This is a genomic window from Pelomonas sp. SE-A7 (assembly GCF_030345705.1).
Taxonomy (GTDB): Bacteria; Pseudomonadota; Gammaproteobacteria; order Burkholderiales; family Burkholderiaceae_C; genus JAUASW01.
Genome location: NZ_JAUASW010000001.1, coordinates 2,799,888 through 2,825,130, shown reverse-complemented (window position 1 = coordinate 2,825,130; position 25,243 = coordinate 2,799,888). Strand labels below are relative to the sequence as shown.

Sequence of the window (25,243 nt, the reverse complement as noted above, 5' to 3'; positions counted from 1 at the left end):
ATGAGCGAGCAAGCGCTGGAGCTCAGCCCGCCCGACATCTCGCGCTGGCGCGAGGGCGGCAGCGGGGTCGACTACGTTCATGTGTTCGACTCGGGCCGGCCCGGCAAGACCGTGATGGTGCAGGCCCTGACCCATGGCAACGAGCTGTGCGGCGCGATTGCACTCGACTGGCTGCTGGCCGAGCACAGCCGGCAAGAACTGACCCCGGCTAGCGGCCGGCTGATCCTCAGCTTCGCCAACGTTGCGGCCTACCGGCGTTTCGACCCGCTGCGGCCCAATGCCTCGCGCTGCGTGGACGAGGACCTGAACCGGGTCTGGGACGACGCCCAGCTGTTCGGCGAGCGCGACTCGCTGGAACTGCGCCGGGCGCGCGAGCTGCAGCCCTTCGTCGATGCGGCCGACTGGCTGCTGGACATCCATTCCATGCAGGACGCCTGCCGGCCGCTGATGGTCTGCGGCCTGCTGGACAAGGGCGCCGAGTTCGCACGCCAGCTGGGCATGCCGGGCGACCTGCTGATCGACACCGGCCACCCTTCCGGCCTGCGCATGCGCGACCGCGGCGGCTTCGGAGACCCGCAAAGCCCCAAGAACGCCCTGCTGATCGAATGCGGCCAGCATTGGGAGCGTTCCTCGGCCGAGGTGGCCATCGACTCGGTGGTGCGCTTCCTGCGGCTGACCGGCGTGGTAAACGAGGCCTGGGCCGGCCCGCGCCTGCGCCTGCCGCTGCCCGAGGTCCAGCACCTGGTGAGGGTGGACGAGGCGGTGACCGCGCGCTCGTCCGGCTTCCACTTCCTGTTCCCGGTCCACGGCCTGCAGGTCATAGACCAGGCCGGCACCGCCTTCGCCCAGGACGGCGAGCAGGTGTTTCGCACCCGCTATGAGCGGACGGTGCTGGTGATGCCATCGACCCAGCATGGGAGGCCGGGGAACACGATGGTGAGGCTGGGGCGATTTGAAGACTGAGCAGAGCCCAGTACTGCCATGACCCCAGCTTGGCCGCGCGAGACGCGGCCAGGCGTTCATGAGGCGTCGGACAGTCCTCAGGACTGTCCTCGGTCCTCATTCACCCCATAAAGAAGACGTTGAGCTTGTTGCCGTCCAGGTCGCGGAAATAGCCGGCATAGAAGCCTTCGCCGCGGGGGCCGGCGGCGCCTTCGTCCTTGGCACCCAGCGACAGGGCCTTGGCATGGACGCGGTCGACCTTCTCCTTGCTGTCGACCACCAGGGCGATCATCACGCCGTTGCCTACCGTGGCCGGGTTGCCGTCGAAGGGCAGGCCCACGCCCAGGGCCGGCTTGTCCCAGGCCACGCCCCAGGCGATGCTGCGGCCGAAGTCCATCATGCGTTTGATGCCGATCTCGCCCAGCAGGGCGTCGTAGAAGGCGGCGGCGCGCGGCAGGTCGTTGGTGCCGACCATGGCGTATCCGATCATGGCTGTCTCCTTGCGAAATGACTCGAGGCGGCCATTTCAGCACGCCTTGGACGGCGCGCCAAAACGCAAGAGCCCTGTCATCCGCGGTCGAACTTGAACACCGCCATGCTGGCCAGCAGGTTGGGCAGGGTCCTCACGACGCGGCCGTCCTGGATGCCGAAGCTGTCGCGCACCTGCAGGCCGCATTTGCCGGCCAGCACCTGGAAGTCGGCATAGGTGCCGACGCGGATGTTGGGCGTGTCGTACCACTGGTAGGGCAGGACGCGGGTCACCGGCATGCGGCCCATCAGCACCTGCAGCCGGTTGGGCCAGTGCGCGAAGTTGGGGAAGCTGACGATGCCGCTGCGGCCCACGCGGGCGGTCTCGCGCAGCATGGCCTCGGTGTTCCGCAGATGCTGCAGCGTTTCCAGCTGCAGGACCACGTCGAAGCTCTGGTCCTCGAAGATGGACAGGCCTTCTTCCAGGTTCAGCTGGATCGCGTTGACGCCGCGCTTGACGCATTCCAGCAGATTGGCGTCATCCAGTTCCACGCCATAGCCGGTGCAGCCGCGATGCTTCTGCAGATAGGCCAGCAGCTCGCCGGTGCCGCAGCCCAGGTCCAGCACGCGCGAGCCCTCGGGCACCAGGGCTGCGATGTTCTCCATCACTCCGGCGGCGCTCATGCGAATTCCCCTGCGATGCGGTTGAAGTAGGCGCGCAGCATGCCGTGGTAGCGCGGGTCCTCGAGCAGGAAGGCGTCGTGGCCGTGCGGGGCATCGATCTCCGCATAGGACACGTCGAGCTTGTTGTCGAGCAGGGCCTTGACGATTTCGCGCGAGCGGGCCGGCGAGAAGCGCCAGTCGGTGGTGAAGCTGGCGAGCAGGTACTTGCAGCGGGCCGCGGCAAAGGTGCGGCTCAGGTCGCCGCCATGCTCACGGGCCGGGTCGAAGTAGTCCAGCGCCCGCGTGATCAAGAGATAGGTGTTGGCGTCGAAGTACTCGCTGAACTTGTCGCCCTGGTGGCGCAGATAGCTCTCGATCTGGAACTCGATCTCCTGGGTCGAATAACCCAGCTCGGCGGCGCGCAGCTCGCGGCCGAACTTCTGCTCCATCACGTCGTCGCTGAGGTAGGTGATGTGGCCGATCATGCGGGCCACGCGCAGGCCGCGCTTGGGCACGACGCCATGCTCGTAGTAGTGGCCGTCGTGGAATTCGGGGTCGGTGACGATGGCACGCCGCGCCACCTCGTTGAAGGCGATGTTCTGCGCCGACAGATTCGGCGCGGTCGCAATGGCAATGCAGTGGCGCATGCGCTCCGGATAGCGCAGCGACCAGTCCAGCGCCTGCATGCCGCCCAGCGAGCCGCCCAGTACGGCGGCCAGCTGGGCGATGCCCAGCCGGTCCAGCACGCGGGCCTGGGCATCGACCCAGTCCTGCACCGTGACCACCGGGAAGTCGGCGCCATAGGCGCGGCCCGTGGCCGGATTGACATGCATGGGGCCGGTCGAGCCGAAGCAGGAGCCCGGGTTGTTGATGCCGATGACGAAGAAGCGGTTGGTGTCCAGCGGCTTGCCGGGGCCAATCAGGTTGTCCCACCAGCCTTCGCTCCTGTCCTGGCCCTCGTAGCTGCCGGCCACATGGTGGCTGGCATTGAGGGCATGGCAGACCAGCACCGCGTTCGAGCGGTCGGCGTTGAGCTGGCCATAGGTCTCGTAGTGCAGCTCGTAGGGTCCTAGCTGCGCACCGCTACGCAGCCGAAGCGGCTCCTCGAACTGCATGCGCTGCGGCTGGACGAAGCCGACGCTTTGCGGGGTCATGTTCACGCCTTCCAAAAAGAAAAAACCGGTGCCGCTGACAAGACGGAACACCGGAGGGCGCCCCTGTTTAGCGGAATTTTTAGAGCGCCCGCAATCCGGAACAAATCGGCGCTGTGGGCGGCATTGTAGCCGCCTGCCTTGCAATTACTAAACGACTGTTCAATAATCGCCGCCATGCCACGCCCCTCTCAAGCCCAGGACCAGGCCCTGCTCGCCGCAGGCCGCGAGCTCTATGCCGAGCTCGGCTGTGCCGGCCTGTCGGTGCGGCGCCTGGCCGAGGCGGCCGGCGTCAACCCGGCCATGGTCCATTACCACTTCGGCAGCAAGGACGGCTTCCTGCGCACGCTCCTGCAGCAGATGTACGAGGACATGTATGCCGGCCTGAGCCACGAGGTCGAGGGTCCCGGCGACCCGCTGGACAAATTACAGGCCGCGCTGCGCAGCCTGGCCCGCTTCGTGCGCAGCCACCGGCCGGTGATCGCCCGCATCTGGGCCGATGCCCAGGCCGGCGAGTTGGTGGCCCAGGAGTTCATGCGCGCCAATGCGCCGCGCCACCTGGGCCTGCTGATGGAACTCACCCAGGCCGCGGAAAAGGCCGGCCAGCTGCGCAAGGTGCCGCCGCTGCAGCGCTTCGTCTTCCTGATGGGTTCTGTGGTCGCGCCGCTGGTGATTGCCGGCGGCGTGCAGGTGCTGGGCGTGCTGCCGCCGGTCGTGGCCGAGGGCATGCAGGAGCAGGCGCTGTCCGACGCCGCCATCGATCAACGGATTGCGTGGGCGATTGCCTCGCTGCGCAAGGAGTCCTGAGCATGAAGACGACTGTCTTGATTCTTTCGCCGCTGCTGCTGGCGCTGGCCGCCTGCAGCCCACCGCCGCAGACCGGCTGGTCCGGCTACGCCGAGGGCGAGACCCTCTACCTGGCCGCCCCGGTGGCCGGCCGGCTCAGCGAGCTGGCGGTGCACAGCGGCGACACGGTGCAGGCCGAGCAGGCCTTGTTCAAGCTGGAAGACAGCCTGGAGCGCGCCGCCGATGCCGAGGCCCAGGCGCGCGAGCGCAGCGCTGCGGCCCAGGCCCGCAACGGCGACAAGGGTCGGCGCCGCGAGGAGCTGGCCATCACCGAAGCCCAATTGCGCCAGGCCCGCGCGCAGGCCGAGCTGGCCCGCAGCGAGCTGGCACGCCAGCAGCAGTTGCTGGCCCAAGGCTTTGTGCAGAAGGCGCGGGTCGACGATGCCGTCTTGCAGTCGCGCCAGGCCGATGCCCGCGTGGCCGAACTGGACGCCGCCGTGCAGACCGCCCGCCTGCCGGCCCGCGACGACGAGCGCGCGGCCGCCCAGGCCCTGGCCCAGGCGGCAGCCCAGGGCCGCGCCCAGACCGACTGGCGTCTGCAGCAGAAGGCCCAGCGCGCGCCCCAGGCCGGCCTGGTCACCGATGTGTTCTACCGGCCCGGCGAATGGGTCAATGCCGGCGCGCCGGTACTGTCCCTGCTGCCGGCCTCGCAGCGCAAGGCGCGCTTCTTCGTGCCCGAGGCCCAGCTGGGTGCCATCAAGGCCGGCCAGCTGGTGCAGCTGCGCTGCGATGGCTGCGGCGCACCGATTGCCGCGCGCATCAGCTACATCGCGCCGCAGGCCGAGTTCACGCCGCCGGTGATCTATTCCAATGCCCAGCGCGCCAAGCTGGTCTTCATGGTCGAGGCGCGGCCGGAGAAGGCCGAGGACGCGCTGCGACTGCATCCGGGCCAGCCGCTGGATGTTCAGCCGTGACGGCCGCACTAGCCATTGATGTGCGGGGCCTCAGCAAGCGCTTTGGCGGCCGTGCCGTGGTGGACCAGGTCGACATGCAGGTCGGCCGCGGCCGCATCGTCGGCTTCCTCGGCCCCAACGGCAGCGGCAAGACCACGACCATGCGCATGCTCTGCGGCCTGCTCACGCCCGATGCCGGCGAAGGGCTCTGCCTGGGCCTGGACTTCCGCCGCGACGCGCTGCAGCTGAAGCGCCAGGTCGGCTACATGACGCAGAAGTTCGGCCTCTACGAGGATTTGTCGATACGCCAGAACCTGGACTTCGTGGCGCGGCTGTTCGAGCTGCCCGCGCGGCGCAAGGCCGTGGATGCGGCGCTTGAGCGGCTGGGCCTGGCGACGCGGGCCGAGCAACTGGCCGGTTCGCTCTCCGGCGGCTGGAAGCAGCGTCTTGCCCTCGCGGCTTGCCTGCTGCACGAGCCGCAACTGCTGTTGCTGGACGAGCCCACGGCCGGCGTCGATCCCAAGGCCAGGCGCGAGTTCTGGGACCAGCTGCACCGCCTCGCGGCCGAAGACGGCATCACGGTGCTGGTCGCCACCCACTACATGGACGAGGCCGAGCGCTGTGACGAGCTGGTCTTCATCGCCTACGGCGAGGTGCTGGCCCAGGGCACACAGCAAGAGGTCCTCGCGGCCGCCGGCGTCAACGAAGGTGAAGGCAATCTCGAAGACGCCTTCATCAAGCTGATCGCGAAGGCCCGCGACAACTTCGAGGCGGCACCATGAAAGCCTTCTCGCTGGCCCGCACCGCGGCCATCTTCATCAAGGAATGCCAGCAGATGCTGCGCGACCGCCTGACCTTCGCGATGGCGGTGGGTGTGCCCATCATGCAGCTGCTGCTGTTCGGCTATGCGATCAACACCGACCCCAAGGGCCTGCCCACGGCCGTGGTCTCGCAGGACCAGGGCCCGCTGGGCCGCAGCGTGGTCACGGCCCTGCAGAACAGCGGCTATTTCAAATTGGTGGCCAGCGGCATCAGCGAGCAGGAGGCCGATGCGCTGATGGCGCGCGGCGAGCTGCAGTTCGTGGTGCAGATTCCCGGTGACTTCACGCGCCGCGTGCTGCGTGGCGAGAGGCCGCCGCTGCTGGTCTCGGCCGATGCCACCGACCCGTCGGCCTCGGGCAACGCCATCGCCGCACTGCAGCAGCTCTCGAGCACGGCGCTGCGTCGCGAGCTGCGCGGGCCGGCGGCTTCGCTGCAGCCCAGCGCTGCGCCGTTCGAGCTGCGCATCCACCGCCGCTACAACCCCGAGGGCCTGTCCCGCTACAACATCGTGCCCGGACTGATAGGCACCATCCTCACCATGACCATGGTGATGCTGACCTCGCTGGCCATGACCCGCGAACGCGAGCGCGGCACCATGGAAAACCTGCTGGCCACGCCGGTGCGGCCCTTCGAGGTCATGGTCGGCAAGATCCTGCCCTATGTGGCCCTGGGCTATGTGCAGCTGGGCGTGATCATGGGCGCGGCCTGGCTGCTGTTTGCCGTACCCATGCTGGGCAGCCTGACGCTCCTGATGGCCCTGATAGGCGTGTTCATGCTGGCCAATCTGGGCGTGGGCTTCACCTTCTCCACCCTGGCCCGCAACCAGCTGCAGGCCATGCAGATGACCTTCTTCTTCTTCCTGCCCTCGATGCTGCTGTCGGGCTTCATGTTCCCGTTCCGCGGCATGCCGGAATGGGCGCAGCACCTGGGCGAGGCGCTGCCGCTGACGCATTTCCTGCGCATAGTGCGCGGCATCATGCTCAAGGGCAGCGGCGCGGGCGAGCTGTGGGGCGAGGTCTGGCCCATGCTGGCCTTCCTCGCCGTCGCGGGAGCGATAGCGCTGAAGCGCTACCGGCAGACCCTCGATTAAGGAGCGGCCATCCCCAGCTGCTGCAGCAAGAAGCTGAAGGTATCCGTCTGCAGCTTGATGGTCTCGTCCAGCGAGGAGCCCATGCCATGGCCGCTGGCGCTGCTGGTGCGCAAGAGGATGGGCTGGCCGGCCGGATTGGCGGCCTGCAGGCGCGCCGTCATCTTGCGCGACTGGGCCGGATTGACGCGGCCGTCGTGGTCACCGGTGGTGAACAGCACGGCCGGGTACTTGGTGCCGTCCATGACCCGGTGGAAGGGCGAGTAGGCGTACAGCGCCTCGAACTGCGCCTTGTCCTTGACTGTGCCGAACTCGGTGACGTTGAAGGCGCCGTTGGGGTCCAGCTCGATGCGCATCATGTCGTAGATGCCCACCGACGCATGCACCGCGCGGAACAGCTCGGGCCGCTGCGTCAGCGCCGCGCCCATCAGCAAGCCGCCATTGCTGCCGCCCTGGATGGCGAGCTTGGCCGGCGAGCTGTAGCCGCGCGCAATCACGTGTTCGGCCGCGGCAATGAAGTCGTCGAAGACGTTCTGCTTCTTGGTCAGGTTGCCGGCCAGGTGCCAGGCCTCGCCGTACTCGCCGCCGCCGCGCAGGTTGGCGATCACGTAGACGCCGCCGCGCTCCAGCCAGAGCTTGCGCGTGACCGAGAAGCCCGGCGTCTGGCTGATGTTGTAGCCGCCATAGCCATTGAGGATGGTCGGGTTGCTGCCGTCCAGCTTCAGGCCATTGCGGTGGATGATGTTGACGGGCACCTTGGTGCCGTCCTTGGAGGTGGCGAACTCGCGCTTGACCTCGATGTCTGAGAAGTCCACCGGCGTGGTGCTGGCCATGGCCGTCTTCACCGGCTTGCCTTCGGCGTTCAGGCGCCACCAGGCGGCGGGCTCGGTGTAGCTCTGCAGGAGGGCCAGCACTTCGCCCTTGGCGCCGCCCTTCAGGCTGCTCACGCTGCTGACCGGCGGCAGCTCGATGTCGCGCACCGCCAGCGTCTTCAGATCGACCACGCTGAGCTTGGAAGGCCCGCCCAGCAAGGCCGAGACGAAGAGCTTGCCGCCGTTGACTTCCATGTGCTGCAAGGTGCCTTCGGTCTCCGGCAGCAGCACTTGCGCGTCCTTCAATTGCGGCTTCGCGAGCGGAATGCGGACGATCTTGCCGCGCGGCGCGCCCTTGTTCGACAGCAGGTAGAGCCAGCCGTCATTGCCGAATTCGGCCGCCTTGATGTTGTCTTCGTAAGCTGCCAGGCGCTGCCAGGCACCCTTGTTGCCACGGAGGTAGAAGGCGTGCTCGCCGCCGTCGCCATTGGCCACCACGGCCAGCTGCTCGCCACTCTTGGCCACGCTCAGCACCGTGGCGCCAATGCGCGGGAAGTCCTTGCCGATCACATAGCGGTCGGCGCTCAAGGGCTGGCCCAGCTTGTGCTGCCAGACCTCTTGATGGAAATGCAGCTCGGCCTCGGCGCGCTCGCCCGGCGCCGGGTAGCGCGTGTAGTAGAGGCTCTTGCCATCCGGCGACCAGGCCACCGAGCCTCCGCCGGTCGGGTACTGAACGCGCGGAATCACCACGTCGACCTGCTTGCCGCTGGCCACCTCGATCAGGTGGATGGAGCCGTCCTCGCTGCCCTTCTCGGACAGCGACACCGCCACATGCTTGCCGTCGGGCGAGGGCACATAGAAGTCGATGGCCAGCGAGCCGTCAGCGGCGCGCGCGTTCGGGTCCAGCACCACATGCTCGCTGGCGAGCGCATCGGGCGAATCGAGGCGCACCAGCAGCGGCTGCTGCTTGGGCGGCTGCATCTTGATGGCAAACCACTTGCCGCCGGCCGTGTGCAGGCCGTAGTAGGCGCTGGAGCGCGAGTTCAGCAGCGTGCGGATGCGCTCCGCCAGCGCGGCGCGGCCGGGCACGGCGTCCAGCGCCGCGCGGCTCAGCTTGTTCTGCTCGGCCACCCAGGCCTTGACCTCGGGTTTCGTGAAGTCTTCCAGCCAGCGGTAGTCGTCGCTGATGGTGACGCCGTGATAGCTGTCCTGCACCGGCGTGCGTGGCGTGGCCGGATAGGGCTGGGCCTGGACGGACGAGAAGAGCACGGCGCACAGGGCGCCTGCCAGCAGAGAAAGCTGCGGCTTGTGGATCATCTGGAGGCTCCTGGAATCGGACTCAGGGGGCGGCGCAGAGGCAATGGACCACGGCCGTGTAGGGGCGGCGGCTGTCGCTGACTTGGCTGAGCCAGCTCAGGTCCTGCCAGGCCTGTTGCAGCGGCTCGGGCAGGACCGGCATTTGAGGCATATCGCCGAACGCCGCCTGGATGGCCGGGGCCGAGGCATCGGCCAGCGAGGCCAGCAGGCGGTCCAGGCGGCCCGGTTCGCGTTCCACGTAGATCAGGCGCGGCTGGACTTGCAGCTTGGCCAGCTCCGCGGCGGCCTTGAGCGCGTCGCCGAAGCTGCCGAGCTGGTCCACCAGGCCGCGCTCCAGCGCCTGCCTGCCGGTCCAGACCCGGCCCTGGGCCACGGCATCGATCTCCGCCACCTTCTTCTTGCGCGCGGCAGCGGCCCGGGTCGTGAATTCGTCGTAGACATGGTCGATGGACGACTGGACGATGGAGGCGAAGCGCGGGTCCAGCGCGCGGCTGGGGTCATAGCTGCGGGCCAGCCAGGTGGTGGTGGTGCCGCCGCTGTGCAGCGACAGCTTGTCCATCAGCTTCTCGGCCGTGGGCAGCATGCCGTACACACCAATCGAGCCGGTGATGGTGCCGGCATCGGCGATCACGCGGTCCGAGCTCATCGAGATCCAGTAGCCGCCCGAGGCCGCCACGTCGCCCATGGAGATCACCACCGGTTTGCCGGCCTTGCGGGTCAGCTCCAGCTCGCGGCGCACGACCTCGGAGGCGAAGGCGCTGCCGCCCGGCGAATTGACGCGCAGCACCAGGGCCTTGACCTGCTCGTCCTCGCGGGCCCGGCGTATCAGCTGGGCGGTGGAGTCGCCGCCTATGCGGCCGGCCTGGGCCTCGCCGTCGACGATGGAGCCCTCGGCCACCACCACGCCCAGGGCCGGCCCGTAGGGCAGCTGCGGCTTCAGCTGGCCCAGGTACTCGGCATAGCCTATGCGGCGGAAGCTGGTGCCGTCCTTGGCGCCCTTCTCGATCAGCAGGGCGCGCATCTCGTCACGGGTCCGGATGCCGTCGATCAGCTTCTGCTGCAAGGCCAGCTTGCAGGTGTCGCCCTTGAGCGCGGCCAGCTGCTGGGGCAGGGTCTCGATGTCGCGCGAGATCGTGCCCTTGTCGAGCTTGCGGGCGGCTTCGACGCCGTCGGTATAGCTCGTCCACAGCTCGCCATACAGGGCGGCGTCCGCCTCCTGCGTGGCCTTGCTGGGGGCATTGGTGAAATAGGGTTCGGCGGCGTTCTTGTAGCTGCCCACGCGCAGCACATTGGCCGAGATGCCCAGGCGGTCCAGGGCGTCCTTGTAGTAGAGGCGGTAGCCGCCGAAGCCCTCGACCTGCACCGTGCCCATCGGATGCATGTAGACCTCGCTGGCCTGGGCCGCCAGGTAGTAGGCGCGCTGGCTGTAGTGGTCGCCATAGGCATAGACCGGCTTCTTGCTCTCGGCGCGGAAGCGCTGGATCGCGCCGGACAGCTCATGCAGGCCGGCCATGCCGGCGCCGCTGAATTCGTCCAGGTCCAGCAGCACGGCGCTGATGCGTGCGTCCTTGGCGGCGCTGTCCAGCGCGGCCAGCACGTCGCGCAAGCGGGTCTGGCGCTTGGCCTTCTGGCCCTGCAGCTCGGCCACAGCCTGCGAGCGGGCCGAGCCCGAGAACTGCTCGACCAGCGGGCCGCGCAGGCTCAGCACCAGGGTGGTCTTGTCCTGCAAGGGCTTGGGGCCGCCGCGGAAAAGGGCGGTGACGGCGATGATCAGTATCAAGAGCCACAGCAGGTTCAGCACCACGCGACGCGAGCCGTCGAGCAGCCACCAGGCCTTGCCGAACAGCCAGGCGATGGGCGACCAGATCTTCTTGAGCAGGTTCATCGGCAAACGTCCCTTGAAATGACGGCGTCGATTGTGCAGCAGGGCATGGCTTGCCCCAGGGCACAAGGCCGGAGCGGCGGCATAGCATGAGGCAACGCCCAGGCGAAAGGTTGTGATCCATGCCCCGTTGGCTGCAAGCTGTCGACCACCATTTCCCGGTTCGCTACACCAGCTGGCTGCTCTGCGCCGCCGGCCTGGGCCTCAGCCTGGGCTGGCTGGCCTACACCCGCTACGGCCTGCCCCTGGTGCTGCTGTTCGGCGCCCTGACCTGGGTGGGCTGGTACGACATCCGCCAGACCAAGCGCTCCATCCTGCGCAACTACCCGGTCATCGGCCATCTGCGCTTCATGCTGGAGTACATCCGGCCCGAGATCCGCCAGTACTTCCTGGAGAGCGACAACGAGAGCGCGCCCTTCTCGCGCCAGCAGCGCTCCCTGGTCTACCAGCGCGCCAAGGGTGACCCCGACAAGCGGCCCTTCGGCACCCAGCTGGACGTGCTGGCCGGCGGCTATGAATGGATCAACCATTCGCTGTCGCCCACCCACCTGCCATCGCACGATTTCCGCGTGCTGATCGGCGAGGGCCGGGCCCAGCCCTATTCGGCCAGCGTGTTCAACATTTCCGCCATGAGCTTCGGCGCGCTCAGCGCCAATGCGATCCGGTCGCTGAACAGTGGTGCCCAGCGCGGCGGTTTTGCGCATGACACCGGCGAGGGCTCGATCAGCGTCCACCACCGGGCCCATGGCGGCGACCTGATCTGGGAGATTGGCTCGGGCTACTTCGGCTGCCGCAATGCCGACGGCACGTTCAACGCCGAGCGCTTCGAGGCCAATGCACGCGACCCGCAGGTCAAGCTGATCGAGATCAAGCTGAGCCAGGGCGCCAAGCCCGGCCATGGCGGCATGCTGCCGGGGGCCAAGGTCACGGCCGAGATCGCCGAGGCGCGCGGCGTGCCAGTCGGCGAGGACTGCATCTCGCCGGCCTCTCACAGCGCCTTCGGCACGCCCATCGAGCTGCTGCAGTTCGTCGAGAAGTTGAGCCAGCTCTCGGGCGGCAAGCCGGTGGGCTTCAAGCTCTGCATAGGCCATCCCTGGGAATGGTTCGCCATCGCCAAGGCCATGCAGCAGACCGGCCTGGCGCCTGACTTCATCGTCATCGACGGCGCCGAGGGCGGCACCGGCGCCGCGCCGCTGGAGTTCACCGACCATGTGGGCGCGCCGCTGCAGGAAGGCCTGCTGCTGGTCCACAACACCTTGGTCGGGCTGAACCTCCGCCACCGGGTCAAGCTGGGCTGCGCCGGCAAGGTGGTCAGCGCCTTCGACATCGCGCGCATGATGGCGCTAGGCGCCGACTGGTGCAATTCGGCGCGCGGCTTCATGTTCTCGCTGGGCTGCATCCAGGCCCAGGCCTGCCACACCGGCCACTGCCCGACCGGCGTCACGACCCAAGACCCGCTGCGCCAGCAGGCCCTGGTGGTGCCGGACAAGGCCGAGCGCGTGTTCCGCTACCACGACAACACGCTCAAGGCGCTGCAGGAGCTGGTGCAGGCGGCCGGCCTCTTGCACCCCGGCGACATCACGGCAGCCCACATCGTCCACCGGGTCAGCCGCCACGAGGTCAAGCTGCTGGCCAACCTGCTGCCCTTCGCCAAGCCCGGCGACCTGCTGGGCGGCGAGCTGCCGGGCAATGTGTTCAAGGTCTACTGGCCCATCGCGAGCCCGCACAGCTTCTCGGCCCAGGGGCCGGTGGGCTCGCCGCATTCCTGAGGCGGGAGGGCGGATCCCCGACCCACGGGGGCCCCGGTTCACGGGGTTGCCGCAGCGAGGGCGCTCGGGACAATGCGCTGCGCTATCCAGTTTTCAGCTACATGCCCTCCGTTTACCTGATCCGCCGTACCCACCAGTCGTTGATTCGCGCCGGCACGGCACTGGCTCAGGAAGGCCACTGGCAGCTGTGTGGCCAGACCGAGCAGGTGCGCGAAGCCGCCGGTCAGGTGCGCCTGCACCGGCCGGAGGTGCTGGCCTGCGACCTGCGCCTGCTGGACGGCAATGCCACCCGTTTGCTGCGCGAACTGCAGTCGCAGGACTGGCGGCCCCTGGTGCTGTTGCTGACCCCTGCGTCCGATGACCTGTTGCTGTTCGAGACCCTGCGCAGCGGCGGTGACGGCTACTGCATCGATACGGGTTCCGGCGCCACGCTCTCGACCGCGCTGGACCAACTGCATGCCGGCCGGGCCGCCATGTCGCCGATGATCGCTCGCCAGTTGCTGGCGGCCTTCGGGCTCACGCGCAGCCAGCTGCAGTTGGCGCAATGCGTGGCCTCGGGCCAGGACCTGTCGCCGGCCGCCGGCAACGAGTTGCTGAGCCAGGCCGACCAGCATCTCTTGAGCCTGGTGGCCGGTGGCCTCTTGACCGAAGAGATTGCCCAGCGCTGGCAGCTCGGCAGTGCCGAGGTCGAGATGCGCTTTGCCGGCCTGTACCGGCAACTGCACCGCCTGCCGCAGCAGGCCGCGGCGCTGCACAGCGCCTGAAGCGGGGGCTTCGCGCCGGCCTCAGGCGGCCGGCGGCTGGGTGTCCATGAAGCTCTGGCGGGTGCTCAGCTTGTCGTAGAGCTTGGCCAGGTTGGGATGGTCGCCACGCCAGTCGATCTGCGGGAAGCGCAGGTCCAGGTAGGCCAGGGCGCAGCCGACCGAGATGTCGGCCAGCGAGAAATGGTTGCCCGAGCACCAGGCGCGTTCGCCCAGGCCCTGGCCCATGGCGCGCAGGGCGCCGTAGACCTTGCCCATCTGCCTTTCGGTCCAGGCGGCGCTGCGCTGCGCCTCGCTGCGGCCGCCCCAGGTCTGCTCCAGCCGCGCCAGGATGGACGCGTCGAGCAGGCCGTCGGCCAGCGCTTCCCAGGTGCGCACCTCGGTGCGTTCGCGGCCGCGCTCGGGAATCAGCTTGCCCACCGGCGACAAGGTGTCCACATACTCGACGATGACGCGTGAATCGAATACCGCACCGGTGATCGAATCCTGGCCTTCCATGACCAGGCAGGGCACCTTGCCCAGCGGATTCATCTTGAGGATGGCGTCGTTGGCCCAGACGTCTTCCAGCACGAACTGGTAGTCGAGCTTCTTCTCCGCCATCACGATGCGGACCTTGCGGACGTAGGGACTGGTCAGGGAACCGATGAGCTTCATGTTCAGTGGCGCCGGGAAAGAAAGCTTCCCTGCGCAATGCGGCGCGATTCTAGCCACGCGGTCCGGCCACGATAGGGGAGGGCCGCGGCCCCGGTCAGTACTGGCAAATGCGGCTTGTCAGGCCTGCGGCCTTCGGACACACTTTCGCGCGGCTGGGGTCCGCCTTGTGCGAACCTCAGTTCGGCGCGCCGAAGCTCCAGTCGACGCGCTCCGGCCGCCCCGGCAGGCTCAGCCTGGCCTCGCTGCAGCTCATGCGGCTCAAGACCTGCCCCCTCCTGACCACCAGCAGGCGTGCCGCGCGCAGCCGAATCGCCTCCTCCGGCGAACGGGCCTGCAGCAGCACGAAGTCGGCCTGGCAGCCGGGCTCCAGTCCATAGCCTTCCAGGCCCAGGATTCGGGCCGCATTCACGGTCACGGCGTCGAAGCAAAGGCGCATCGCCTCGCGCGAGGTCATCTGCGCCACGTGCAGGCCCATGGCGGCTACTTCCAGCATGTCGGCGCTGCCCAGCGAATACCAGGGATCGAGCACGCAGTCATGGCCGAAGGCGACCTTGATGCCGGCCGCCGTCAGCTCCGGCACGCGGGTCATGCCGCGACGCTTCGGGTAGCTGTCGTGCCGGCCCTGCAGCGTGATGTTGATCAGCGGATTGGCCACGGCCGACAGCTCGCTCTCGGCCATCAGCGCGATCAGCTTGGATGCGTAGTAGTTGTCCATCGAGTGCATTGACGTCAGGTGCGAGCCGGTGACCCGGCCCTGCAGCCCGAGGCGCTGGGTCTCGAAGGCCAGGCTCTCGACGTGGCGCGACAAGGGATCGTCGCTTTCGTCGCAATGCATGTCCACGCGCAGGCCGCGCTCGGCCGCCAGCTCGCACAGCAGGCGCACGCTCTCGGCCCCTTGCGCCATGGTGCGTTCGTGGTGCGGGATTCCGCCGACCACGTCGACGCCCCGGTCCAGCGCCCGCTTCAGGTTTTCAAGCGCGCCGGGCGAGCGCAAGAGGCCGTCTTGCGGAAAGGCCACCAGCTGCAGATCCAGATAGGGCCGGACCTGCTCGCGCACCTGCAAGAGCGCCTCGACCGCCAGCAGCCGATCGTCGCAGACATCGACATGCGAGCGAATCGCCAGCAGGCCGCGGCCCACCGCCCAGTCGCAGTAGCGCAGCGCGCGTTCGACCACGGCCTCCTGCGTCAGCTGCGGCTTGAGCTCGCCCCACAGCTGAATGCCTTCCAGCAGCGTGCCGCTCTCGTTGACCCGCGGCAGGCCATGGCTGAGCGTCGCATCCAGATGGAAATGCGCATCGACGAAGGGCGGGCTGAGCAGCCAGTCGCCGCCGTCGAGGGTGACGCAGTCCTCGGGCGCCGCCAGTGCCGGGCCGATGGCGGCGATCCGACCGTTCTGGACCAGCAGATCCTGGCCCTGGCGACCGTCGGGCAGGCGGACGTTGCGGACCAGCATGGCCATCTCAGGCGCGTGAGCCCAGACCGGGCCACATGCGACGCAGCACGCCGTCCTTGACGATGCGGTGGTGCCAGACCGCCGCTGCCGCATGCAGCAAGGCCAGGGCCAGCATCAGGTTGGCGGCCAGCTCGTGAACCTCCTTCACGTCGTGGCGCAGCGCCTTGTTGTCCGGCGCGATGGAGGTGATCTTGTAGAGATTGAACAGGTTGTCGCCGCGCAGCAGCGTCAGCAGGAGGCCGGCGCCGACGGTCACCACCATCAGCAGGTAGAGCAGGTCATGCATGGCATGGGCCAGCCTGCCGGGCAGGCCGGGATCGGCGTTCGGTCGCTCGCTGCGACCACCAAAGCGCCAGTAGAGGCGGAACAGGACCACCAGACCCAGCACCACGCCGAAGCAGATGTGCAGGCTGCGCACCGTGATGCGCGGCGTGCCTCGCGGGAAGGCATCGATGGTCTGGCCCGCGACCCACAGGCACAGCACCAGCAGGGCGCTGATCCAGTGCAGGCGGATGCTGCGGCTGTCGTATTGGGTGGCTTGGTTCATGCGGGCAGCATAGCGCTTGCCCTCACTGGAACTGGTAGCGGGCGCGCAGCTCATCGACCAAGGCCTTGTGCGACTTCATGAAGGCATTGAATTCGTCGATCAGCTTGGGGTGCTTGTGCGAGGACAGGTACCAGTGGCCCGAGGCATGCGGCAGGTCGGGGTCGAACACCACCGGCGCCTCGGCGTACTTCTCGACATGGGTCCAGTAGTGCAGGGCGATACGGGTGTTCATGTACGCGCCGTCGACGCGACCGCGTATCAGCTTGTCGTAGAGCCGGTCGTACTGGTTCGACTCCTCCAGGCGCATCGCTCCCGAAGAGATCAGCTGCTGGTAGGGATAGGGCGTGAAGCCCAGCGGAATACCCAGCGTGCGGATGCGGTCGACGCCCTGGCCCTTGTTGCGGGGCAGGACCAGCACGCCGTCGGTGAACTCCAGCATCGGCGCATAGGCGATCTTGAGGCCCTTCTTCAGCACGGTGACCCAGTTCGGGTTGTCTGGAAAGGCCAGGTCCACCGTGCCCCGCACGAACTCGGTGTCGCGCCGCTTGAGCGGGTAGACCTTGTAGTCAAAGCGATAGCCGCGCGACTTGGCGAAGGCATCGAGGATCTCGCGGCCCAGGCCCGAATAGGCGCCGTTGCGGTACTGCGAGTAGGGCAGGAAGTTCTCGTAGTCCTCGACACCGATGGTGTAGACCTGCTCCTGCCCCAGGGCAGCCATGGGCACGGTGGCGAACCAGGCGAGCAAGACCATGAAGCGGCACATGCGGCGACTCCTGTGATGCAGTCACCGATGGTGAACCTTTGCCGGGGCCGGGCCAAGCCCCCTGGCCGGGCCCGCCCCGGCCCTGCCAGCCGGCTAAAATCCGCGGGTTTGCCCTGATCGGCCCCGGCCGCCACCGACCATGACGCTCTCTGCCCTGACCGCCCTCTCGCCGCTGGACGGCCGCTATGCCTCGCGTTTTGCCGCCCTGCGCCCGCTGCTCTCGGAGTTCGGCCTGATGCACCGCCGGGTGCAGGTCGAGGTCGAGTGGTTCATCGCCCTGTCGGATGCCGGCTTCGATGAATTCAAGCCGCTGTCCGAGGCCGCCCGCGGCCTGCTGCGGGGCCTCGTGACCCGCTTCTCGGAGCTGGATGCCCAGGCGATCAAGGACATCGAGAAGACCACCAACCACGACGTCAAGGCGGTCGAGTACTGGCTGAAGTCGCGCTTCGAATCGAATGCCGAGCTGAAGGCGGCCGGCGAGTTCGTGCACTTCGCCTGCACCAGCGAGGACATCAACAACACCAGCCATGGCCTGATGCTCAAGGCCGCCCGCCAGGACGTGGTCCTGCCCACGGTGGACCGCATCATTGCCAAGCTGACCGAGATGGCCCATGCCCTGGCCGCGACGCCGATGCTGAGCCGCACGCATGGCCAGACCGCCAGCCCCACGACGGTGGGCAAGGAAATCGCCAACGTGGTCGCGCGTCTGCGCAATGCCCGCGAGCGGATCGCCGCGGTCCAGCTGCTGGCCAAGATGAACGGCGCGGTCGGCAATTTCAATGCCCATCTGAGCGCCTGGCCCGAGTTCGACTGGGAGGCCTTCTCCAAGTCGGTGATCGAGAACCAGCTGGGCTTGAGCTTCAACCCCTACACCATCCAGATCGAGCCGCATGACTACATGGCCGAGCTGTTTGATGCGATCACCCGCACCAACACCATCCTGATCGACTGGTCGCGCGACGTCTGGGGCTATGTGTCGCTGGGCTACTTCAAGCAGCGCACCAAGGCCGGCGAGATCGGCAGCTCGACCATGCCGCACAAGGTCAACCCGATCGACTTCGAGAACGCCGAGGGCAACTTCGGCCTGGCCAATGCGGTGCTGAGCCACCTGAGCCAGAAGCTGCCCGTCAGCCGCTGGCAGCGTGACCTGACCGACTCCACCGTGCTGCGCAATATGGGCGTGGCCATCGGCTATGCGGTGCTGGGCTACGACTCGCTGCTCAAGGGCCTGGACAAGCTGGAGGTCAACGAGGCCGCCCTGGCCGACGACCTCGATGCGGCCTGGGAGGTGCTGGCCGAGCCGATCCAGACCGTGATGCGCCGCTATGCCTTACCCAACCCCTACGAGCGCCTGAAGGAACTGACCCGCGGCAAGGCCATCACCCGCGAGGCGATCCAGCAGTTCATCAACGGACTGGAACTGCCCGAGGCCGAGAAGGCCAGGTTGCTGGCGATGACGCCGGGCAGCTACACCGGCAAGGCCGCCGAGCTGGCCCAGCGGATCTGATCCCTACGCAGAACCGGGATTGCGGCGCCCAGGCGCCGCTGCTAGTTTCTGCCTGTCGCCATCGGCGACCTGGAGGCAGCCATGACGACGAGCAGCCATCCCACCCGGGCCGAGGAGCGCATCCAGACGCTGGACATCGTGCGCGGATTCGCGCTGCTGGGCATCTTCATCATGAACATGCCTGGCTTCTCGACGTCTTTCTACGCCGAGGCCAACGGCTCCCGGCTCTGGAGCGACCCGCTGAACCACTATGCGGAGCTGGTCCGCGACATGCTGTTCTCGGGCAAGTTCAACAGCATGTTCAGCCTGCTGTTCGGCCTCGGCTTCACGCTGCAGCTGGGCCGCATGATGGCCGACGATCCGCAGCACGCCACCGGGCTCTACGTGCGGCGCCTGCTGGTGCTGGCAGCCTTCGCGCTGCTGCATGTGATGGTGTTCTGGAACGGCGACGTGCTGCACATCTATGTGGTGCTGGGCTTCTGCCTGCTGGGCCTGCGCCATCTGTCGAACCGGGCCATCGTCGGCCTGATCATCGCCACCCTGGTGTACCCGCCGGTGTCCGGCCTGATCCGCCTGGCGGTCATGCCGCCCGAGGTCGTGGCCCAGCTGGTGGCCGACGCCCAGGCCTGGGAGAAGAGCAACAACCTCGCCTATGGCCACGGCAGCTTCGCCGTCGCGGCGGGCGAGCACACGCGCGAGTTCGTCCACACCTACGGCACGCGCTGGCAGCTGTGGGGCACGTTCGGCTTCTATGTGCAGATGACCACCACGATGCTGATCGGCTTCCTGATCGGCCGCAACGGCTGGGTGCGTCGCATCCCCGAGCTGATGCCGAAGATCAGGACGCTGCAGTGGTGGGCGCTGGGCCTTGGCCTGGCCTGCTCGCTGGGCTTCGGCATCATCGGCGAGTTCACGCGCACGCCGGGCCCCTCGCCGCTGAAGATCCTGCGCGGCCTCTGCTACATCTTTTCCCGCCTCGGCCTGATGAGCTTCTATGTGCTGAGCATCGTGCGCCTGGCCCAGCTGCCGGCCTGGCAGCGCCGCTTTGCGCCCATGGCCGCGGCCGGCCGCATGCCGCTCACCAACTACCTGTTGCAGACGCTGATGGCCACCAGTCTGTTCTACGGCTGGGGCCTGGGCCTCTGGGGCCAGGTCGGCCCGGCGGCCGAGCTGCTGCTGGCGCCGGTCCTGTTCTTCTGCGTGCAGGTGCCGCTGTCCATGGCCTGGCTGCGCCGCCATGACTACGGCCCGCTCGAGTACGTCTGGCGCTTGCTGACCTACGGCCGCAGGCCGGGCTCTGCCGTGGCGGTCGAGCGGGCCTAGTCAGTTCAGCACGCCCTTGCCGAGGTACTGGGCCCAGATGTCCAGGCTGACGCTCTTGTCGGCCACGCCCGGGTAGTTCGCCAGCGCCGCCTGCAGCGCGTCGCTGTCGGTGGTCTTGGCGAACAGCACCTCGGCGACCGGGCCGGTTTCCAGCGTGTACCAGGCGCCGAAACGGCCGCCGTCCAGGCCCTGCTGCAGCAGGGCGCGGCGCTGCTTCTGGACCTCGGCGCCGGCCTTGTCGTCGCGGCCTATCAGGATGATGCGGGCTTCCTCGATGACGCCTGGATCGACGGCCAGCGTGACCAGGGCCTTGTTCGGCCGGGCCACGGCGGCATTGACCGTCATGTAGCCCTCGCGCACGTACTCGTCCGGCTGGAAATAGTCCTGCAGCGCCTCGCGCGTCTCGGCCCGGCAGACCACGATGCCGCGCTTGAGGCGGGCCGGGTCGCGCATGGGCCCGGCGGCGAACAGCTTGCCGGCGCCCCACAGTCGCACGAAGTTGTCCAGATGGCCCTTCTGCATCTTCTGCACCGCCTCCTTGTCCGGCGGCGTGGGCTTGCCGGTCTCCAGGAAGATGAAGTACCAGGGGCGCATGTCCTGCTGGGCCAGGGCGCCCAGCGGCAGCGCTGTCAGCGAAGCGATCAGGGCCTGGAACTCACGACGTCGTATGGCAGTCATCAAGGCTCTCCTTGTCGTTGCTTGTTGTCTCGGGCGAAACATCCCAGCGGAACACGGCGGTCTGGCGCTCCTCGCCGTCCAGCACCCGGGTCTCCACATAGTGCAGGCCTATGCCCTCGAGCACCCGGGCCGAGGCGCGATTGTCGGGCGAGGTGATGCCCAGCACGGTGCCCATGCCCAGCTTGTCGCGGGCATGGGCCAGGCAGGCCCGGGCCGCCTCCAGCGCATAGCCCTGGCCCCAGGCCCGCGGCACGAAGGCATAGCCGATGTCGGGTTCGGGCAGCGAGTCGCGCTTGACCAGGCCGCACATGCCCAGCAAGGCGCCGTCGGCGCTGCGCTCCACGGCCCAGAAGCCGTAGCCCAGCTCGCGGTAGGCCTTGGCCATGCGGTTCTCTATGAAGCCGCGGGCGTCGTCCAGCGTGCGCACCTGGCGGTCACCTATGTTCTGCAGGAACGAGGGCTCGTTCAGCAGCTCCAGGATGAAGGCCGCATCCTCGTCGCGCTCGGCCTCGAAGCGGCGCAGCCGCAGTCGCTCGGTAGTCAACACCCACATGCTCGCGTGTCTCCCGGGTCAGGTTGGCAAAAGCAGGACAATACGGCAGCTCGAACCAGCCCGTCCTTCGTCATGAATTTTGTCCAGCAAATCCACGCCGCCGCCGCCCTCAACAATTCGCTGCTGTGCGTGGGCCTGGACCCGGAGCCGTCCAGGTTCCCGGGCGCCTGGAAGGGCGATGCCGGCCGCATCTACGACTTCTGCAGCGCCATCGTCGACGCGACCAAGGACCTGGTGATCGCCTTCAAGCCGCAGATCGCCTACTTCGCCGCCCAGCGCGCCGAGGATCAGCTGGAACGCCTGATGGCCCACATGAAGCGGGTCGCGCCCTCGGTGCCCGTCATCCTGGACGCCAAGCGTGGTGACATCGGCTCGACCGCCGAGCAATATGCCCGCGAGGCCTTCGAGCGCTACCAGGCCGATGCGGTCACCCTGTCGCCCTTCATGGGCTTCGACTCGATCGAGCCGTATCTGCGCTACCCGGACAAGGGCGCCATCCTGCTGTGCCGCACCTCCAACACCGGCGGCAACGACTGGCAGATGCAGCACCTGGCCGATGTGCTGGGCCAGCCGCGGCTGTACGAGCACCTGGCCCGCCTGGCCCAGACCGAGTGGAACCGCAACGGCCAGCTCGGCCTGGTGGTCGGCGCCACCTTCCCGGGCGAGATCGAGCGGGTGCGCGAGCTGGCGCCGACGCTGCCGCTGCTGATCCCGGGCGTGGGCGCCCAGGGCGGCGACGCCGCCGCCACGGTCAGGGCCGGCTGGCGCAGCGACGGCCCCATCATCGTCAACAGCTCGCGGGCCGTGCTCTATGCCAGCAGCGGTGAGGACTTTGCGGCTGCCGCTCGCCATGTGGCGATGCAAACGCGCGACGCGTTGAACGCTGCCCGCTGAGGCGCTGCCGAGCACAATTTCTCGCTAGTCGGGGCCGGCGCGGCAAAGTCCGCGCTTTTCGTGCCGCGCTTTGCGTTTCTGCCGGGGTGTGCCGGCGGCTTCTGGTTCAGACTCGCGTTTCGTTCGTGCCTCGACTCTGAGGCCAGGAGCCTACGCGCGTGAGCCAAACCCTTGATGACCTGAGCAGCCTGGTCGGCCATGAACCGGACCAGGCGGCCCGCCTGAGCGCGCTGGAGCGCAGCGTGCAGTGGCGCTCGGTGCGCATGCTGGCCGGCGGCTGCTCCACGGTCAGCCTGCTGGTGGCCGGCATCCTGGTCCTGAGCCGCAACCCGGCCGAGCCGCTGGCCGGCTGGCTGTTGCCGCTGCTGGCCGGTCTGCTGGCCTGCTTCGGTTTCGGCGGCCTGTGGAAGCTGCCCAAGAAGCATGGCCGGGCCTTCGTGCTGGCCGTGATGACCGGCGTGATGCTGCTGACGGTCAGCATCGCCTTCGTCCGCCAGATCGGCCTGAACTCGATCTCGCTGGGCACGCTGGGCCTGATGGTGGCCATGGCCACGGCCATGCATGGCCTGAGGTCCGGACTGATGATGTTCGGCGTGGCGGCCGGCGGCCTGGGCCTGCTGGCCTGGTCGCAGCTCGAGGGCCTGGTCAGCTTCGCCCGCTCCAGCACCTCGGTGCCGGTGCAGCTGGCCGCCCATGCCATGGTGCTGCTGACCGCGCTGATCGTGGGCCTGTCCACCATGCGCATGGTGCGCCGCTCGATCCGCGAGGCCAACGAGCGCAATGGCCGCTTCCGTCATCTGCTGTCGATGGCGGCCGACTGGTACTGGGAGATGGACCGCGAGTTCCGCTTCACCCACCTGGCCGAGGACAAGCCCGGCTCCTCCGGCATGGACCTGAACTCCCGGCTGGGCAAGACGCCCTGGGAGCTGGAGGGCCTGGGCCTGTCGGACGAAGAACTCGACGCCCATCGCGCCGACCTGGAATCGCACCGTTCCTTCCATGGCCTGGTGGCGCGGCGGCGCGGCGGCGATGGTCGCAACCGCTTCGTCTCGATCAGCGGCGAGCCGCGCTTCGACCCCGAGGGCAACTTTCGCGGCTACTGGGGCGTGGGCCGCGACGTGACCAGCGAGGTCCAGGCCGAGCAGGCCATCCAGGCCACCGAGACCCGCTACCGCGAGCTGTTCCGCCGTTCGCCCAGCCCGCTGGTGCTGCACCGCTGGGGCCGGGTGCTGGATGCCAACCCGGCGGCCATGGCCATGTTCGGCTACACCCAGCGCTCCAGCATGATCGGCCAGGATCTGTTCGCCCACTACGAACCGGGCGAGGACGAACGGGCCCGGCAGCGCTCGGCCAAGATCGAGAGCATGCCGGTGGGCGCCATGCTGCCGCAGGCCGAGTTCCGGCTGCGCACGCTGTCGCGCCGTCGCCGCCAGGTCCAGGTGACCACGGTGCGGGTCGACGCCATCGGCGGTCCGGCCACGCTGAGCTTCTTCATCGACCAGACCGAGACCTCGCGCGCCCAGGAGGCGCTGCGCCGCTCCGAGGCCCTGCTGTCGCACCTGGTGGCCACCAGCCCCGACGTGATCACGCTGACCGAGATGGCCACCGGCCGCTATGCCATGGTCAACAAGACCTTCGAGCAGATCAGCGGCTATGCGACCGAGGAGGTGCTGGGCCGCACCTCCGAGGAACTGGGCATCTGGCACGACATGGAAGACCGCGACCGCGTGGTCGCGGCCGTGCGAGAACACGGGCGCGTCAACGAGATGCCGGTGACTTTCCGTACCAAGGAGGGTGCGCCGGTGTCCATGGTGATGTCGGCCGCGCCCTTCGAGATGGAGGGCCAGACCTACCTGGTGATCAATGCCCGCGACGTCTCGGACACCGAGCGCAACCGCCTGATCCACGCTGCCATCCTGGAGAACGCCTCCATAGGCGTTGCCCTGACCCGCGAACAGCATTTCGTGCTGGCCAATCCTGTCGTCGAGGCCATGTTCGGCTGGCCCGGTGGCGCCCTGGTCGGACAGCATGGCAGCGTGGTCTGGCCCTCGCAGGACGACTGGAAGATGGTCGGTGCCGAGCTCGGTCCGCGCCTGGCAGCGGGCGAGCAGGTCGAGGCCGAGCGGCCCATGAAGCGCCGCGACGGCTCGACCTTCCTGTGCCGTCTGCTGGCCCGTGCGGTCGACCTCAACCATCCCAGCCGCGGCGGCACGATCTGGATCCTGGAAGACGTGACCGAGCGACGCCGCGTCGAGGCCGCGTTGGCCCATGCCAAGGATGAGGCCCAGGCCGCCAACCGCGCCAAGAGCGCCTTCCTGGCCAACACCAGCCACGAGATCCGCACGCCGCTGAATGGCCTGGTCGGCCTGGCGCGCATGCTGCAGCAGCCCGACATGCCGGACGACACGCGCCGCCAGTATCTGGACCAGATGCTGGACAGCGCCGAAAGCCTGTCGGGCCTGATCTCCGACATCCTGGACCTGTCCAAGATCGAGGCCGGCCGCCTGACGCTGGAAGCCCTGCCCTTTGCGCTGCGAGACATGCTGGGCACCATGCGCCTCGCGTATCTCACGCTGGCGCAGGCGCGCGGCCTGTCGTTCCAGATCGAGGTCGATGCCAGCGTGCCGGCCTGGGTGGTCGGCGACCCGGTGCGCACCCGCCAGATCCTGTCCAACTACCTGACCAACGCGATCAAGTTCACCGACAGCGGCTCGGTCGCGGTGCGGGTGCGTGCGCTGAGCCCAGAGCGGGTACGCATCGAGGTGCAGGACACCGGCCCCGGCATCGCGCCCGAGCTGCGCGCGCGGCTGTTCCAGCCTTTTACCCAGGCCGACGAATCGACCACGCGGCGCTACGGCGGCACCGGCCTAGGCCTGTCGATCTGCCGCGAGCTGGCCGAGCTGATGGGCGGCCAGGTCGGCGTGGACAGCGAATACGGCCAGGGCTCGACCTTCTGGGCCGAGCTGGACCTGCCGGCCGCGCCCACGCCGATCAGCACCCAGCTGCGCGAAGCGCGCAGCCACGAGGAGCTGGAGGGCCTGCGCGTGCTGATGGTCGAGGACAACCCGGTCAACATGATGATTGCCGTGGCCCTGCTGGAGCAGTGGGGGCTGGAGGTCTCGCAGGCCAGCGACGGCAGCCAGGCCATCGAGGCAATCAACGCCGCCGCCACCCTGGGCAAGCCCTATGACGCGGTGCTGATGGACGTGCAGATGCCGGTGATGAGCGGCCATGAGGCCACGCGCATCGTGCGGCGCCGCTTCAGCGCCGCCGAGCTGCCCATCGTGGCCCTGACCGCCGCCGCCCTGATCTCCGAGCGCGACGAGGCCCTGGCCGCCGGCATGAACGACTTCCTGACCAAGCCCATCGATGCGCTGCGGCTGCGCCAGGTTCTCGTGCGGCTGATAGGCCACAAGGACAACGACAAGCAGCGGAGCTGACGAGGCGACAATCGGCGG

Annotated in this window: 21 protein-coding genes, 1 pseudogene and 1 riboswitch; of the genes and pseudogenes, 11 read left to right on the top strand and 11 right to left on the bottom strand. The window is 68.2% G+C overall.

What is annotated here, in order from left to right; translation table 11 throughout:
• Positions 1 to 963 (top strand): M14 family metallopeptidase, encoded by a 963-nt coding sequence (locus QT382_RS12760; RefSeq protein ID WP_289254404.1) that lies wholly within the window; start codon positions 1 to 3, stop codon positions 961 to 963.
• Between the two features lie 100 nt (positions 964 to 1,063).
• Here QT382_RS12760 and QT382_RS12755 read toward each other — a convergent pair whose 3' ends face one another.
• The 3 genes from QT382_RS12755 to metX all read right to left on the bottom strand — a co-directional run bounded on the left by QT382_RS12755 (position 1,064) and on the right by metX (position 3,227).
• A complete protein-coding gene (locus tag QT382_RS12755; protein ID WP_289254403.1) occupies positions 1,064 to 1,432 on the bottom strand; it encodes a VOC family protein in 369 nt (122 codons plus the stop codon).
• Positions 1,433 to 1,509: 77 nt separating this feature from the next.
• Positions 1,510 to 2,094 (bottom strand): methionine biosynthesis protein MetW, encoded by a 585-nt coding sequence (metW, locus tag QT382_RS12750; protein ID WP_289254402.1) that lies wholly within the window; start codon positions 2,092 to 2,094, stop codon positions 1,510 to 1,512.
• A complete protein-coding gene (gene metX, locus QT382_RS12745; RefSeq protein ID WP_289254401.1) occupies positions 2,091 to 3,227 on the bottom strand; it encodes a homoserine O-succinyltransferase MetX in 1,137 nt (378 codons plus the stop codon). Before metX ends, metW begins: the two co-directional genes overlap by 4 nt.
• A gap of 46 nt (positions 3,228 to 3,273) precedes the next feature.
• A riboswitch (SAM riboswitch) is annotated at positions 3,274 to 3,349 on the bottom strand.
• Positions 3,350 to 3,401: 52 nt separating this feature from the next.
• Here metX and QT382_RS12740 point away from each other — a divergent pair.
• The 4 genes and pseudogenes from QT382_RS12740 (at position 3,402) to QT382_RS12725 (ending at position 6,875) form a co-directional block, all read left to right on the top strand.
• Positions 3,402 to 4,031 (top strand): TetR/AcrR family transcriptional regulator, encoded by a 630-nt coding sequence (locus QT382_RS12740; RefSeq protein WP_289254400.1) that lies wholly within the window; start codon positions 3,402 to 3,404, stop codon positions 4,029 to 4,031.
• A 2-nt stretch (positions 4,032 to 4,033) separates the two neighbouring features.
• Positions 4,034 to 4,984, top strand: coding sequence for an HlyD family secretion protein (locus QT382_RS12735; protein ID WP_289254399.1), 951 nt, complete (start codon positions 4,034 to 4,036; stop codon positions 4,982 to 4,984).
• Positions 4,981 to 5,664 (top strand): annotated as a pseudogene (locus QT382_RS12730) (ABC transporter ATP-binding protein); the annotation flags it as partial. The gene QT382_RS12735 and the pseudogene QT382_RS12730, both read left to right, overlap by 4 nt.
• A gap of 77 nt (positions 5,665 to 5,741) precedes the next feature.
• Entirely contained in the window at positions 5,742 to 6,875 is a 1,134-nt protein-coding gene (locus QT382_RS12725) for an ABC transporter permease (RefSeq protein ID WP_289254397.1), read from the top strand.
• Here the strand turns inward: QT382_RS12725 and QT382_RS12720 are convergent.
• Together QT382_RS12720 and sppA are read right to left on the bottom strand one after the other, a co-directional pair.
• Complete coding sequence (locus tag QT382_RS12720) at positions 6,872 to 9,001, bottom strand: prolyl oligopeptidase family serine peptidase (RefSeq protein ID WP_289254396.1); 2,130 nt, start codon at positions 8,999 to 9,001, stop codon at positions 6,872 to 6,874. The genes QT382_RS12725 and QT382_RS12720 overlap by 4 nt on opposite strands.
• Before the next feature lie 22 nt (positions 9,002 to 9,023).
• The gene (gene sppA, locus QT382_RS12715; RefSeq protein ID WP_289254395.1) at positions 9,024 to 10,886 is read right to left on the bottom strand and encodes a signal peptide peptidase SppA; all 1,863 of its coding nucleotides are present in this window, start codon (positions 10,884 to 10,886) and stop codon (positions 9,024 to 9,026) included.
• A gap of 119 nt (positions 10,887 to 11,005) precedes the next feature.
• Between sppA and QT382_RS12710 the strand changes: the two genes are divergently transcribed.
• Positions 11,006 to 12,652 (top strand): FMN-binding glutamate synthase family protein, encoded by a 1,647-nt coding sequence (locus QT382_RS12710; protein WP_289254394.1) that lies wholly within the window; start codon positions 11,006 to 11,008, stop codon positions 12,650 to 12,652.
• Positions 12,653 to 12,753: 101 nt separating this feature from the next.
• A complete protein-coding gene (locus QT382_RS12705; protein WP_289254393.1) occupies positions 12,754 to 13,416 on the top strand; it encodes a response regulator in 663 nt (220 codons plus the stop codon).
• A gap of 21 nt (positions 13,417 to 13,437) precedes the next feature.
• Here the strand turns inward: QT382_RS12705 and QT382_RS12700 are convergent, their stop codons facing one another.
• The 4 genes from QT382_RS12700 to QT382_RS12685 form a co-directional block, all read right to left on the bottom strand.
• Positions 13,438 to 14,067 carry a glutathione S-transferase family protein gene (locus tag QT382_RS12700; RefSeq protein ID WP_289254392.1) on the bottom strand — a complete coding sequence of 210 codons (630 nt, stop codon included), beginning with the start codon at positions 14,065 to 14,067 and terminating at the stop codon, positions 13,438 to 13,440.
• A 175-nt stretch (positions 14,068 to 14,242) separates the two neighbouring features.
• Positions 14,243 to 15,526 (bottom strand): amidohydrolase family protein, encoded by a 1,284-nt coding sequence (locus QT382_RS12695; RefSeq protein ID WP_289254391.1) that lies wholly within the window; start codon positions 15,524 to 15,526, stop codon positions 14,243 to 14,245.
• Between the two features lies 1 nt (position 15,527).
• Entirely contained in the window at positions 15,528 to 16,067 is a 540-nt protein-coding gene (locus QT382_RS12690) for a cytochrome b (protein ID WP_289254390.1), read from the bottom strand.
• Between the two features lie 22 nt (positions 16,068 to 16,089).
• On the bottom strand, positions 16,090 to 16,830 hold the full coding sequence (locus tag QT382_RS12685) for a substrate-binding periplasmic protein (protein WP_289254389.1): 741 nt from the start codon (positions 16,828 to 16,830) through the stop codon (positions 16,090 to 16,092).
• Between the two features lie 139 nt (positions 16,831 to 16,969).
• Here QT382_RS12685 and purB point away from each other — a divergent pair, with 139 nt between their 5' ends.
• Both purB and QT382_RS12675 read left to right on the top strand, forming a co-directional pair.
• Positions 16,970 to 18,337, top strand: a complete 1,368-nt coding sequence (purB, locus tag QT382_RS12680) for an adenylosuccinate lyase (protein WP_289254388.1) — start codon at positions 16,970 to 16,972, stop codon at positions 18,335 to 18,337.
• An 81-nt stretch (positions 18,338 to 18,418) separates the two neighbouring features.
• A complete protein-coding gene (locus QT382_RS12675; protein WP_289254387.1) occupies positions 18,419 to 19,660 on the top strand; it encodes a DUF418 domain-containing protein in 1,242 nt (413 codons plus the stop codon).
• On the opposite strand, the gene QT382_RS12670 is transcribed toward QT382_RS12675, so the two are convergent.
• Positions 19,661 to 20,338, bottom strand: coding sequence for a YciI family protein (locus QT382_RS12670; protein WP_289254386.1), 678 nt, complete (start codon positions 20,336 to 20,338; stop codon positions 19,661 to 19,663).
• Complete coding sequence (locus QT382_RS12665; protein ID WP_289254385.1) at positions 20,316 to 20,891, bottom strand: GNAT family N-acetyltransferase; 576 nt, start codon at positions 20,889 to 20,891, stop codon at positions 20,316 to 20,318. Before QT382_RS12665 ends, QT382_RS12670 begins: the two co-directional genes overlap by 23 nt.
• Positions 20,892 to 20,963: 72 nt before the next feature.
• Between QT382_RS12665 and pyrF the strand changes: the two genes are divergently transcribed.
• Both pyrF and QT382_RS12655 read left to right on the top strand, forming a co-directional pair.
• Positions 20,964 to 21,785 (top strand): orotidine-5'-phosphate decarboxylase, encoded by an 822-nt coding sequence (gene pyrF / locus QT382_RS12660; RefSeq protein WP_289254384.1) that lies wholly within the window; start codon positions 20,964 to 20,966, stop codon positions 21,783 to 21,785.
• 158 nt (positions 21,786 to 21,943) lie between these two features.
• Positions 21,944 to 25,225 (top strand): PAS domain-containing hybrid sensor histidine kinase/response regulator, encoded by a 3,282-nt coding sequence (locus tag QT382_RS12655; protein ID WP_289254383.1) that lies wholly within the window; start codon positions 21,944 to 21,946, stop codon positions 25,223 to 25,225.
• The last annotated feature ends 18 nt before the right edge of the window (positions 25,226 to 25,243 follow it).

What these genes read in the sequence shown, in the direction of transcription:
- QT382_RS12760 (WP_289254404.1), top strand. Translation starts at nt 1, where the DNA reads ATGAGCGAGCAAGCGCTGGAGCTCAGCCCGCCCGACATCTCGCGCTGG.
- QT382_RS12755 (WP_289254403.1), bottom strand. Translation starts at nt 1,432, where the DNA reads ATGATCGGATACGCCATGGTCGGCACCAACGACCTGCCGCGCGCCGCC.
- metW (WP_289254402.1), bottom strand. Translation starts at nt 2,094, where the DNA reads ATGAGCGCCGCCGGAGTGATGGAGAACATCGCAGCCCTGGTGCCCGAG.
- metX (WP_289254401.1), bottom strand. Translation starts at nt 3,227, where the DNA reads ATGACCCCGCAAAGCGTCGGCTTCGTCCAGCCGCAGCGCATGCAGTTC.
- QT382_RS12740 (WP_289254400.1), top strand. Translation starts at nt 3,402, where the DNA reads ATGCCACGCCCCTCTCAAGCCCAGGACCAGGCCCTGCTCGCCGCAGGC.
- QT382_RS12735 (WP_289254399.1), top strand. Translation starts at nt 4,034, where the DNA reads ATGAAGACGACTGTCTTGATTCTTTCGCCGCTGCTGCTGGCGCTGGCC.
- QT382_RS12725 (WP_289254397.1), top strand. Translation starts at nt 5,742, where the DNA reads ATGAAAGCCTTCTCGCTGGCCCGCACCGCGGCCATCTTCATCAAGGAA.
- QT382_RS12720 (WP_289254396.1), bottom strand. Translation starts at nt 9,001, where the DNA reads ATGATCCACAAGCCGCAGCTTTCTCTGCTGGCAGGCGCCCTGTGCGCC.
- sppA (WP_289254395.1), bottom strand. Translation starts at nt 10,886, where the DNA reads ATGAACCTGCTCAAGAAGATCTGGTCGCCCATCGCCTGGCTGTTCGGC.
- QT382_RS12710 (WP_289254394.1), top strand. Translation starts at nt 11,006, where the DNA reads ATGCCCCGTTGGCTGCAAGCTGTCGACCACCATTTCCCGGTTCGCTAC.
- QT382_RS12705 (WP_289254393.1), top strand. Translation starts at nt 12,754, where the DNA reads ATGCCCTCCGTTTACCTGATCCGCCGTACCCACCAGTCGTTGATTCGC.
- QT382_RS12700 (WP_289254392.1), bottom strand. Translation starts at nt 14,067, where the DNA reads ATGAAGCTCATCGGTTCCCTGACCAGTCCCTACGTCCGCAAGGTCCGC.
- QT382_RS12695 (WP_289254391.1), bottom strand. Translation starts at nt 15,526, where the DNA reads ATGGCCATGCTGGTCCGCAACGTCCGCCTGCCCGACGGTCGCCAGGGC.
- QT382_RS12690 (WP_289254390.1), bottom strand. Translation starts at nt 16,067, where the DNA reads ATGAACCAAGCCACCCAATACGACAGCCGCAGCATCCGCCTGCACTGG.
- QT382_RS12685 (WP_289254389.1), bottom strand. Translation starts at nt 16,830, where the DNA reads ATGTGCCGCTTCATGGTCTTGCTCGCCTGGTTCGCCACCGTGCCCATG.
- purB (WP_289254388.1), top strand. Translation starts at nt 16,970, where the DNA reads ATGACGCTCTCTGCCCTGACCGCCCTCTCGCCGCTGGACGGCCGCTAT.
- QT382_RS12675 (WP_289254387.1), top strand. Translation starts at nt 18,419, where the DNA reads ATGACGACGAGCAGCCATCCCACCCGGGCCGAGGAGCGCATCCAGACG.
- QT382_RS12670 (WP_289254386.1), bottom strand. Translation starts at nt 20,338, where the DNA reads ATGACTGCCATACGACGTCGTGAGTTCCAGGCCCTGATCGCTTCGCTG.
- QT382_RS12665 (WP_289254385.1), bottom strand. Translation starts at nt 20,891, where the DNA reads ATGTGGGTGTTGACTACCGAGCGACTGCGGCTGCGCCGCTTCGAGGCC.
- pyrF (WP_289254384.1), top strand. Translation starts at nt 20,964, where the DNA reads ATGAATTTTGTCCAGCAAATCCACGCCGCCGCCGCCCTCAACAATTCG.